Source organism: Pseudomonas sp. 9.2(2024) (assembly GCF_039695385.1).
GTDB lineage: Bacteria > Pseudomonadota > Gammaproteobacteria > Pseudomonadales > Pseudomonadaceae > Aquipseudomonas > Aquipseudomonas paraglycinae.
In genome coordinates, this window is the sequence record NZ_CP155585.1 from 2,410,948 (window position 1) to 2,421,939 (window position 10,992).

Genomic DNA, 10,992 nt, shown 5'->3' on the forward strand with positions numbered 1-10,992 from the left:
CTGGCAATTACCGGCCTGGGTCAATACTTGCGACAAGCAATCGCAGGTGTCGGGTCATTTCAGCAATCCCTTCAACCCTTCCAGCGGCAACGGCCGGCTGTGCAGATAACCCTGATACAAATGGCAGCCCAGCCCTTGCAGGAAGGCCAGCTGTTCCGGGGTTTCCACGCCTTCGGCGATCACTTCCAGTTCCAGGCTGCGGGCCATGGCGACGATGGCGCGGATGATTTCGGCGTCGTTGGGGTCGGTGGTGGCGTCGCGGATGAACGACTGATCGATCTTCAGCGTGTCCACCGGCAATCGTTTCAGGTAGGTCAGCGATGAATAGCCGGTGCCGAAATCGTCCATGGCAAAACTCACGCCGAGTTTTTTCAGACGACGCATTTTGCTGATGGTGTCTTCCAGATTCTGAATGACGATGCCTTCGGTGATTTCCAGTTTCAGCAAGGAGCAGGGCAGGCCGTGGCTGCTCATGCTGCGCTCGATGCGCTCGACGAAGTCATTCTGGCGGAACTGCCGGGGGCTGATGTTCACGCACAGGCTGAAGGCCAGAGGGTCGATCAGTTTTTCGGCGATCAATTGCTTGAAGGCTTCGCACGCCTCATCGAGGATCCAGGTGCCGACTTCCAGAATCAGCCCGCTGTCCTCCAGCACCTTGATGAATTCGGTGGGCGATTGCGCGCCGAGTTCCGGGTGATTCCAGCGCACCAGGGCTTCGGCGCCGATGATGCGGTTGTCCCGGGCGTCGATTTGCGGTTGGTAGTGCACGTCGAACTCGCCCCGGGACAGCGCCAGGCGCAGGTCGGTCTCCATGCGCAGCCGTTCGCTGGCCGCCTTTTGCATGGTGTTGTGGTACATCTGCGTGGTGTTGCGCCCCGAATCCTTGGCCCGGTACAGCGCAATATCGGCGCGTTTGAGCAGGTCGGTCGGGGTCGAGCCGTGATCGGGAATCAGCGCCACGCCGATGCTCGGCGTCACTTGCAGGCGCTGGCCGTCGAGGAACATCGGCTCTGACAGCAGTTCGCGAATGGTGTCGGCCAGCTCGCGTACTTGCGCGCTGACTTCGTTGCGCGTGCCCTCCAGACCGCTGAGCAACACCACGAATTCATCGCCACCGAGCCGCGCCACGGTGTCTTCCATGCGCACGCTGGCTTCAAGCCGCGCGGTGATGATTTTCAGCACCGTGTCGCCAACCGGGTGACCCAGCGAGTCGTTGATGTGCTTGAAGTGATCCAGATCGAGAAACAGTAGCGCACCGCGCAGGTTGTGGCGCTTGAGCAGGGCAATCTGCTGGCTCAGGCGATCCATCAGCAGTGCGCGGTTGGGCAGGTTGGTCAGTGGATCGTGATAGGCCAGGTGGCGGATCTGCGCCTCGGCGTTCTTCAGCAGGCTGACGTCCCGGGCGGTCAACAGCAGACAGGCGGTTTCGTTGAGAGTGATCGGTTCGACCGAGACTTCCACCGTCAGGATCTCGCCGCGCTTGTTGCGCCCGAGCATTTCCTGATGGTGTACGCGGCCCTTGATCTGCAGCTCGGCGAGCAGTGCCGAGCGCTGTTTTTCTTCGGCCCAGATGCCGACCTGATACACGGTTTTGCCCACCACTTCGTCGGCGCGGTAGCCGGTGAGGCGGCAGAAACCGTCGTTGACCTCCAGATAGCGTCCGGTGTCGCGCTCGGTGATGGTGATGGCGTCGGGGCTGGAGTGGAACGCCTTGGCGAATTTCTCTTCGCTGGCCTTGAGCGCCGCTTCCGAGCGCTGTTGCTGGGTGATGTCGCGCAGCGTGGTAACGATGCACGGCTGGTTGCCGACGCTGATCTGCCGGCTGGAGATCACGCAGGTCAGCGACTGACCGTCCTTGTGCTGGACGATGATCGCAACATTGCTCAGGCCCTGTTCGCGGATCACCCGTTCGATGCGTTGCAGGCTTTTCGCGGAGGCGTCCCACAGGCCGATTTCTTCGGCGGTATGGCCGATCACATCGCTGGCGCTCCAGCCGAAGGTCTGGGAGAAACTGGAGTTGATCTCGATGAATTCCCCGGTTTCCTGTCGGGTCACGCAGATTGGATCAGGGCTGACCTGGAACAGTGTGGCGAATTTCTCTTCCGAAGCCACCAGCCGTTGCTCGCGTTCAACCTGATCGGTGATGTCCAGCAGGGTGCCGGCCATCCGCAACGGTACGCCGTTGTCGTCGCGATAGAGGCGGGCGCGGCTTTCCAGATAACGCGAGCTGCCGTCGGGCAGTTGTACGCGGTAAGTCAGCTGGTAATTGCCGGCCGGGCCTTCGCGCAGGCTGCGATAGGCGTCGCGCATGCTGTCGCGCTCTTCGCCGGGGACGCCCTCGAAGAACTCTTCGAACGACTCATGGAACGGTTTTGGCTCCAGACCGTGTAATTGCGCAGCGCGGGCCGAGCCATAGAGCATGCCGCTGGGAATGTGCCAGTCCCAGGTGCCGAGCTGCGCCGAATCCAGCGCCAGGTCGAGGCGTTCCTGGCTGTCTTTCAGGGCATGTTCGGCGGCTTTGCGTTCAGTGGTGTCGAGGAAGGTACTGAGCAGGTACGGCTGGCCTTCGAGTTCGACCTTTTGCGCGCTAAGGATGCCGTCGTGGATCTGGCCGTTGCTGGCGCGAAACTGCACCTCCATGCTGATCAGTTCGCCCTTGGCCTTGGTCTTCTTGACCAGCTCGGCCCGTTGCTCGGGATGCACCCACAGGCCCAGTTCCAGGGTGGTGCGACCAATGGCGCTCTGCACCGGCCAGCCGAACAGGCTTTCAAAATACTGGTTGGCCTCGCTGATCAGGCCGTCTTCCTGACGGGTCAGCAGTACCATGTTCGGGCACAGGTGAAACAGTGTCGCAAAACGTTTCTCCGAACTGCTGAGCGCCTGTTCCCGTTGCCGCTGGTGGGTGATTTCGCGGATCACCCCGATCATTCGGGGGCGACCGTGTTTGTCCGGCAACAGGCTTCCGTTGATCTCCAGCCAGTGCAGGCTGCCGTCGGGCCAGCGGATGCGGTGGTGCATCGCCTGTTCCAGCGGCGCACCGGCAATCACCGCGTGGAAGGCGCGGATGGTTTTCGCCCGGTCTTCCGGCGGCAGCAGGTCAAGGTATTCCAGGTCTTCGGGCAGCGGTTGCCGCGGATCGAAGCCGAACAAGGCCTGAGTGCCGCGCGACCAACTGATCTGCCCGCGCTCGATGTCCCAGTACCAGGCGCCGAGGCGGGCACCGTTGAGCGCCGCGAGCAATTGCGGCGCGCTCTCCCAGCTCTGCTCGGATCGCCGTGGATCAATGGCCTGAATACGCGGCATCGGCGGAATACGGTCAACAGATTTCGGCATTGTTAAGGGGCCTTGAGCTGATTTGGGCGTTAGGCACAGGGACGGCAGCTCTATAGGAGTAGCACAAGTTAGCCGAGAGTCCCTGGCAGATCGATTTGAGCGTCCAGCAGGGCCATAAACGCCCGTGCAGCATTCGACAGCGTCCTTTCAGTGTGCAGGATATAGCCTAGCTGGCGACTGAGCTGTATGCCCGGTAAAGGTATGCGCGCCACCTGTTCATCGAGCATCGTGCGCGGCAAAACGCTCCAGGCCAGGCCGATCGACACCATCATCTTGATGGTTTCCAGGTAGTTGGTGCTCATGGCGATGTTCGGCGTCAGCCCCTGAGCCTCGAACAGCCGTTGGACAATATGGTGGGTAAAGGTGTTGCCGCCGGGGAAAACCGCCGGATGGCCGGCAATGTCCGCCAATGTGACGGCGCCGTTGCTGATCAATGAATGCTCCGGGGCGACCACGAAATCCAGCGGGTCATCCCAGACTGGCGTGGCCTTGACCAGCGTATGTGGCTCCGGCGCCAGGGTGATGACCGCCAGCTCTGCGCGGCCGTGGAGGATTTCTTCGTAGGCCACTTCCGAATCGAGGAACTGAATATCCAGCGCCACCTGTGGGTAGCGGCGAGTGTATTCCCTCAACAGCGGTGGCAAGCGGTGCAGGCCGATGTGGTGACTGGTGGCCAAAGTCAGGCGACCCGTAACTTCTCCGGTCAGGTTGGTCAGAGCACGGCGCGTGTCGTCCAGTACGTTGAGAATCTGATAAGCCCTTGGCAGCAGGGCCCGGCCGGCCTCGGTCAGGCCCACTTCACGACCGAGCCGGTCGAACAGCCGCACATTCAATTGCTGCTCCAGCCCGGCGATGCGTTTGCTGATCGCCGGTTGTGTCAGGTGCAGCCGTTCACCGGCGCCGGAGAAGCTTCCGGTCTCGGCAATCGCGATAAAAGCATTGAGGTTGGCCAGGTCCATGTTCGTATTCCAGTTGGTTATCCAAAGCATAAAAAATATGAATTTGAGTTATTTAATCTAACCCCATAGGATCGGCCTCACAAGCCAAAGGGTTATTGATAAGCCCAGGGCATAGAAACAAGCTGATGAGGAACCGTCTGATGGCCGGCAAAACGCTCTACGACAAGCTCTGGGATTCGCATTTGGTCAAGCAGCGCGACGATGGCTCGGCGCTGATCTATATCGATCGTCACATCATCCACGAAGTGACCTCGCCGCAAGCCTTCGAAGGCCTGCGTCTGGCCGGGCGCAAGCCGTGGCGCATCGATGCCAACATCGCCACCCCGGACCACAACGTACCGACCACCCCGGAGCGCAAGGGCGGCATCGAAGCCATTGCCGACCAGGTCTCGCGTTTGCAGGTTCAGACCCTCGACGACAACTGCGATGAATACGGCATCGTCGAATTCAAGATGAACGACGTGCGCCAGGGCATCGTTCACGTGATCAGCCCGGAGCAGGGCGCGACCTTGCCGGGCATGACCGTGGTCTGCGGCGACTCGCACACCTCGACCCACGGCGCGTTCGGCGCCTTGGCTCACGGGATCGGCACCTCCGAGGTCGAGCACGTGCTCGCCACTCAGTGCCTGGTCGCCAAGAAAATGAAGAACATGCTGGTGCGCGTCGAAGGCCAGTTGCCGTTCGGCGTGACCGCCAAGGACATCGTCCTCGCGGTGATCGGCAAGATCGGCACCGCCGGCGGTAACGGCCATGCCATCGAATTCGCCGGCAGCGCGATCCGCGACCTGTCCATCGAAGGCCGCATGACCATCTGCAACATGTCCATCGAAGCCGGCGCCCGCGTGGGCCTGGTAGCGGCGGACCAGAAGACCGTGGATTACGTCAAGGGTCGTCCTTTCGCACCGAAAGGTGCCGAGTGGGATCTGGCGGTCGAATCCTGGAAAGACCTGGTGTCCGACGCCGACGCGCATTTCGACACCGTGGTCGAGCTCGACGCCACGCAGATCAAGCCGCAGGTCAGCTGGGGCACTTCGCCGGAAATGGTGTTGGCCGTTGATCAGAACGTGCCGGACCCGGCTAAAGAGATGGATCTGGTCAAGCGCGACTCGATCGTCCGCGCCTTGAAATACATGGGTTTGACCGCCAATCAGGCGATCACCGACATTCAGCTCGACCGCGTATTCATCGGCTCCTGCACCAACTCGCGGATCGAAGACTTGCGCGCTGCGGCGGTGATCGCCAAGGGCCGCAAGGTTGCGTCGACCATCAAACAGGCCATCGTGGTGCCGGGCTCGGGTCTGGTAAAGGCGCAGGCCGAGGCCGAAGGTCTGGACAAGATCTTCCTCGAAGCCGGTTTCGAATGGCGCGAGCCGGGTTGCTCGATGTGTCTGGCGATGAACCCGGACCGTTTGGAGTCCGGCGAACATTGCGCCTCGACCTCCAACCGTAACTTCGAAGGCCGTCAGGGCGCCGGTGGCCGTACCCACCTCGTCAGCCCGGCCATGGCCGCTGCGGCGGCGGTGAACGGTCGTTTCATCGACGTTCGTGAATTGATCTAAAGGAGCGCAGCATGAAAGCTTTTACCCAGCACACTGGTCTCGTCGCGCCTCTGGATCGTGCCAACGTCGACACCGACCAGATCATTCCGAAACAGTTTCTGAAGTCGATCAAGCGCACCGGTTTCGGCCCGAACCTGTTCGACGAGTGGCGTTACCTTGATGTGGGTCAGCCGTATCAGGACAACTCCAAACGTCCACTGAACAAGGAATTCGTGCTCAACGCCGAGCGTTATCAAGGCGCCAGCGTGTTGCTGGCCCGCGAGAACTTCGGTTGCGGCTCCAGCCGTGAACACGCGCCGTGGGCGCTGGAAGAGTACGGTTTCCGCAGCATCATCGCGCCGAGCTATGCCGACATCTTCTTCAACAACAGCTTCAAGAACGGCTTGCTGCCGATCATCCTGAGCGACGCCGAAGTCGACGAGCTGTTCAAGCAGGTCGAAGCCGCGCCGGGCTATCAGTTGCAGATCGATCTGCACGAGCAGACCGTCACCAGCCCGAACGGCAAGGTCTACCGCTTCGAGATCGACGCCTTCCGCAAACACTGCCTGCTCAACGGCCTGGACGACATCGGCCTGACCCTGCAGGACGGCGATGCGATTGCCGCGTTTGAAGCCAAGCATTGCGCGAGCCAGCCGTGGTTGTTCCGCGACGCGTGAATCTGAAAGGTTGAAACCCAGAAAAGGACGTACCCATGACCAGCACCGCCCACAGTCAGGTTGTACAAAAGCAATTCGGTGAACAGGCCGCCGCCTACCTGAGCAGCGCCGTTCACGCTCAAGGCACTGAATTTGCGCTGCTGCAGGCTGAGCTGGCGGGGCAGGGTGAGGCACGGGTACTGGATCTGGGGTGTGGCGCCGGGCACGTGAGTTTTCACGTTGCCTCGTTGGTGAAAGAAGTGGTGGCCTATGACCTGTCGCAGCAGATGCTCGACGTGGTGGCCGCCGCTGCCGTTGATCGCGGCTTGAGCAACGTGTCCACGGTCAATGGCGCCGCCGAGCGTCTGCAGTTTACCGATGGCGAATTCGACTTCGTGTTCAGCCGCTATTCGGCGCACCATTGGAGTGACCTCGGCGTGGCCTTGCGCGAAGTGCGTCGTGTGCTCAAGCCGGGCGGCGTGGCGGCGTTCATCGATGTGCTGTCGCCGGGCAGTCCGCTGTTCGACACCTATTTGCAGAGTGTCGAAGTGCTGCGCGACACCAGCCATGTGCGCGATTATTCGGCCGGTGAGTGGGTGCGCCAGGTCAGCGAGGCCGGTCTGCACACCCGCAGCACCACGCGTCAGCGCCTGCGTCTGGAGTACAACAGCTGGGTCGAGCGCATGCGCACACCCGAAGTGATGCGCGCCGCGATCCGCCAGTTGCAGCAATCGATGGGCAACGAAGTGCGCGAATATTTTGAGATTGAGGCCGATGGTTCGTTCAGTACAGATGTACTGGTGCTCTGGGCTGAAAAGTAATCCTGAAACGATAAGTATTTTTCCGGGCGCGCCAGTCGATGGCGCACCGACTGAAGACACGAGGAAAGCATGAGCAAGCAGATTCTGATTCTCCCAGGCGACGGTATTGGTCCGGAAATCATGGCCGAAGCGGTCAAGGTGCTGGAGCTGGCCAACGACAAGTACAGCCTGGGCTTCGAGCTGAGCCATGACGTGATCGGTGGTGCCGCCATCGACAAGCACGGCGTGCCGCTGGCCGACGAAACCCTCGACCGCGCTCGCGCTGCCGATGCCGTTTTGCTGGGCGCCGTGGGTGGCCCGAAATGGGACACCATCGAACGTGACATCCGCCCTGAACGCGGCCTGCTGAAAATCCGCGCGCAACTGGGCCTGTTCGGCAACCTGCGTCCGGCGATCCTGTACCCGCAACTGGCCGACGCTTCGAGCCTGAAGCCGGAAATCGTTGCCGGCCTGGACATCCTGATCGTCCGTGAGCTGACCGGCGGCATCTACTTCGGCGCACCGCGCGGCACCCGCACCCTGGAAAACGGCGAGCGCCAGTCCTACGACACCCTGCCGTACAGCGAAAGCGAAATCCGCCGCATCGCCCGCGTCGGTTTCGACATGGCCCGCGTGCGTGGCAAGAAACTGTGCTCGGTGGACAAGGCCAACGTGCTGGCGTCCAGCCAACTGTGGCGTGAAGTGGTCGAGCAGGTGGCCAAGGATTACCCGGACGTCGAGCTGAGCCACATGTACGTCGACAACGCCGCCATGCAACTGGTGCGTGCGCCGAAGCAGTTCGACGTGATCGTCACCGACAACATGTTCGGCGACATCCTGTCCGATGAAGCGTCGATGCTCACCGGCTCCATCGGCATGCTGCCGTCGGCCTCGCTGGACGCCAACAACAAGGGCATGTACGAGCCTTGCCACGGTTCGGCGCCGGACATCGCGGGCAAAGGCATCGCCAACCCGCTGGCGACCATTCTGTCGGTATCGATGATGCTGCGTTACAGCTTCAATCTGCACGAAGCGGCGGATGCCATCGAGAAAGCGGTCAGCGTGGTGCTGGATCAGGGTCTGCGCACCGGCGACATCTTTTCGACCGGTTGCACTAAAGTCGGTACGCAGGAAATGGGTGACGCAGTAGTCGCCGCGCTGCGGAATCTGTAATCTCTCGGGCCCGCTGCGAAATTCAATACAAAGCAGCGGCCCACTTTTCAAGAAGGTGTAGTTGCGATGAAACGTGTAGGTCTGATCGGTTGGCGCGGCATGGTCGGTTCCGTGCTCATGCAGCGGATGCTGGAAGAGCAGGATTTCGATCTTATCGAGCCGGTGTTTTTCACCACTTCCAATGTCGGTGGCCAAGGCCCGTCCGTGGGCAAGGACATTGCTCCGCTCAAGGACGCTTACAGCATTGAAGAGCTGAAGACCCTCGACGTGATCCTGACCTGCCAGGGCGGCGACTACACCAGCGAAGTATTCCCGAAGCTGCGCGAAGCCGGCTGGCAGGGTTACTGGATCGACGCGGCCTCGAGCCTGCGGATGAACGACGACGCCGTCATCATCCTCGACCCGGTCAACCGCAAGGTCATCGACCAGCAGCTCGACGCGGGCACCAAGAACTACATCGGCGGCAACTGCACCGTCAGCCTGATGCTGATGGGCCTGGGCGGTCTGTTCGAGGCCGGTCTGGTCGAGTGGATGAGTGCCATGACCTATCAGGCGGCCTCCGGTGCCGGCGCGCAGAACATGCGTGAACTGATCAAGCAGATGGGCGCGACCCATGCCGCTGTCGCCGATCAACTGGCCGATCCTGCCAGCGCGATCCTCGACATCGACCGTCGTGTGGCCGAAGCCATGCGCAGCGACGCGTACCCGACCGAAAACTTCGGCGTACCGCTGGCCGGCAGCCTGATCCCGTGGATCGACAAGGAACTGCCGAACGGCCAGAGCCGCGAAGAGTGGAAGGCCCAGGCCGAGACCAACAAGATCCTCGGTCGCTTCAAGAGCCCGATCCCGGTCGACGGCATCTGCGTGCGCATCGGCGCCATGCGTTGCCACAGCCAGGCGCTGACCATCAAGCTGAACAAAGACGTGCCGATCGCCGACATCGAAGGGCTGATCAGCCAGCACAACCCTTGGGTCAAACTGGTGCCGAACAGCCGCGATATCAGCATGCAGGAGCTGAGCCCGACGAAAGTCACCGGCACCCTGAACGTACCGGTTGGTCGTCTGCGCAAGCTGAACATGGGTTCGCAGTTCGTCGGTGCTTTCACCGTCGGCGACCAACTGCTGTGGGGCGCGGCCGAACCGCTGCGTCGCATGCTGCGGATCCTGCTTGAGCGTTGATCGCTTGATGCAATGAGAGAACCCGCGCCTCGCAAGAGGCGCGGGTTTTTTTGTACCTGTTGATCGTTCCCATGCTCTGCGTGGGAATGCAGCCATGGACGCTCCGCGTCCGCTCTTCGCGGCGGGCGCGAATTGCCTGCGTGCGACTCACCCGGTAAAGTGCCGCTCCCCCCGTTTCGCCAGAGGTAGCAACATGACCCAGACCCTTGATATTGCCGTGATCGGCGCCACCGGTACTGTCGGCGAAACCCTCGTGCAGATTCTCGAAGAGCGCGACTTCCCGGTGGGCACGTTGCACCTGCTGGCCAGCAGCGAATCCGCCGGCAGCTCGGTGCTGTTTCGCAACAAGAACGTGCGCGTGCGTGAAGTCGACGAGTTCGATTTCAGCAAGGTCAAGCTGGCGTTCTTCGCCGCCGGCCCGGCCATTACTCTGAGTTACGCCGCCCGCGCTCACGCGGCAGGTTGCTCGCTGGTCGACTTGTCCGGCGCCTTGTCGGCGGATCAGGCGCCGCAAGTGGTGCCGGAAGCCAATGCCGCTGTGTTGGCCGGTTTGAAAGTACCGTTCCAGGTCAGCAGTCCGAGCCCGTCGGCCACCACATTGGCCGTGGTGCTGGCGCCGCTGCTCGATCTGATCGAGCTGCAATACGTGCATGTCACCGCCAATCTGGCGGTTTCCGCCCAGGGCCGCGAAGCCGTGACCGAGCTGGCGCGCCAGACCGCCGAGTTGTTGAACATGCGTCCGCTGGAGCCGACATTCTTCGACCGGCAGATGGCTTTCAACCTGCTGGCTCAGGTCGGCACGCCCGACGCGCAAGGCCACACGCTGCTGGAAAAACGTCTGGTGCGCGAGCTGCGTCAGGTGCTGGCCAAGCCTTTATTAAAGATTTCCGCAACTTGCGTTCAAGCCCCGGTGTTTTTTGGCGATAGCTTTAGCGTGACCTTGCAGTCAGCGGCCGCGGTCGACCTGGAAAAGGTCAACGCCGCGCTTGAAGAGGCCGAGGGCATCGAGCTGGTCGAGGCCGGCGATTATCCGACCGCCGTCGGTGACGCGGTCGGGCAGGACGTGGTTTATGTCGGGCGCGTGCGTGCCGGTGTCGACGAGCCGTCGGAACTTAATCTGTGGCTGACGTCAGATAACGTACGCAAAGGTGCGGCCCTCAACGCCGTGCAGGTCGCCGAGTTGTTGATAAAAGACCTGCTGTAAAAGATACTTGGCAACAATTTGTCGACTGATTCTAGGCGAGCGCTATGCTTGGCCGGAGCACTCGATGACGTGTCACCCTCCGGGACTTTCCGGGGCATCAAAGAAATGATCGCGCGCGGCATGCTGTCGTCGTCGCGCGCAATGCCTTAC

At 61.5% G+C, this 10,992-nt stretch carries 8 protein-coding genes; 6 read left to right on the top strand and 2 right to left on the bottom strand.

Features of this window, described 5'->3' with window-relative positions; all coding sequences use genetic code 11:
* Nucleotides 1-54 precede the first annotated feature (54 nt).
* Together ABFB52_RS10805 and ABFB52_RS10810 are read right to left on the bottom strand one after the other, a co-directional pair.
* Nucleotides 55-3,333 carry a bifunctional diguanylate cyclase/phosphodiesterase gene (locus ABFB52_RS10805; protein ID WP_085747835.1) on the bottom strand — a complete coding sequence of 1,093 codons (3,279 nt, stop codon included), beginning with the start codon at nt 3,331-3,333 and terminating at the stop codon, nt 55-57.
* 68 nt (nt 3,334-3,401) lie between these two features.
* The gene (locus ABFB52_RS10810) at nt 3,402-4,292 is read right to left on the bottom strand and encodes a LysR family transcriptional regulator (protein WP_007956444.1); all 891 of its coding nucleotides are present in this window, start codon (nt 4,290-4,292) and stop codon (nt 3,402-3,404) included.
* A 140-nt stretch (nt 4,293-4,432) separates the two neighbouring features.
* Here ABFB52_RS10810 and leuC point away from each other — a divergent pair, with 140 nt between their 5' ends.
* The 6 genes from leuC (at nt 4,433) to ABFB52_RS10840 (ending at nt 10,842) form a co-directional block, all read left to right on the top strand.
* On the top strand, nt 4,433-5,851 hold the full coding sequence (leuC, locus tag ABFB52_RS10815; protein WP_011333350.1) for a 3-isopropylmalate dehydratase large subunit: 1,419 nt from the start codon (nt 4,433-4,435) through the stop codon (nt 5,849-5,851).
* An 11-nt stretch (nt 5,852-5,862) separates the two neighbouring features.
* Nucleotides 5,863-6,507: a 3-isopropylmalate dehydratase small subunit gene (gene leuD, locus ABFB52_RS10820; protein WP_129974182.1), complete on the top strand. Its 645-nt coding sequence runs from the start codon at nt 5,863-5,865 to the stop codon at nt 6,505-6,507.
* 35 nt (nt 6,508-6,542) lie between these two features.
* Nucleotides 6,543-7,307, top strand: coding sequence for a class I SAM-dependent methyltransferase (locus ABFB52_RS10825; RefSeq protein ID WP_129974183.1), 765 nt, complete (start codon nt 6,543-6,545; stop codon nt 7,305-7,307).
* Between the two features lie 69 nt (nt 7,308-7,376).
* Nucleotides 7,377-8,459, top strand: a complete 1,083-nt coding sequence (gene leuB, locus ABFB52_RS10830; protein ID WP_085655206.1) for a 3-isopropylmalate dehydrogenase — start codon at nt 7,377-7,379, stop codon at nt 8,457-8,459.
* 66 nt (nt 8,460-8,525) lie between these two features.
* Nucleotides 8,526-9,638, top strand: a complete 1,113-nt coding sequence (gene asd, locus ABFB52_RS10835; protein WP_129974184.1) for an aspartate-semialdehyde dehydrogenase — start codon at nt 8,526-8,528, stop codon at nt 9,636-9,638.
* Between the two features lie 193 nt (nt 9,639-9,831).
* Complete coding sequence (locus ABFB52_RS10840) at nt 9,832-10,842, top strand: aspartate-semialdehyde dehydrogenase (protein ID WP_129974185.1); 1,011 nt, start codon at nt 9,832-9,834, stop codon at nt 10,840-10,842.
* Nucleotides 10,843-10,992: the final 150 nt, after the last annotated feature.

Coding starts and splice junctions, on each gene's coding strand:
- asd (WP_129974184.1), top strand. CDS start 8,526: ATGAAACGTGTAGGTCTGATCGGTTGGCGCGGCATGGTCGGTTCCGTG.
- ABFB52_RS10825 (WP_129974183.1), top strand. CDS start 6,543: ATGACCAGCACCGCCCACAGTCAGGTTGTACAAAAGCAATTCGGTGAA.
- ABFB52_RS10810 (WP_007956444.1), bottom strand. CDS start 4,292: ATGGACCTGGCCAACCTCAATGCTTTTATCGCGATTGCCGAGACCGGA.
- leuB (WP_085655206.1), top strand. CDS start 7,377: ATGAGCAAGCAGATTCTGATTCTCCCAGGCGACGGTATTGGTCCGGAA.
- ABFB52_RS10805 (WP_085747835.1), bottom strand. CDS start 3,333: ATGCCGAAATCTGTTGACCGTATTCCGCCGATGCCGCGTATTCAGGCC.
- leuD (WP_129974182.1), top strand. CDS start 5,863: ATGAAAGCTTTTACCCAGCACACTGGTCTCGTCGCGCCTCTGGATCGT.
- ABFB52_RS10840 (WP_129974185.1), top strand. CDS start 9,832: ATGACCCAGACCCTTGATATTGCCGTGATCGGCGCCACCGGTACTGTC.
- leuC (WP_011333350.1), top strand. CDS start 4,433: ATGGCCGGCAAAACGCTCTACGACAAGCTCTGGGATTCGCATTTGGTC.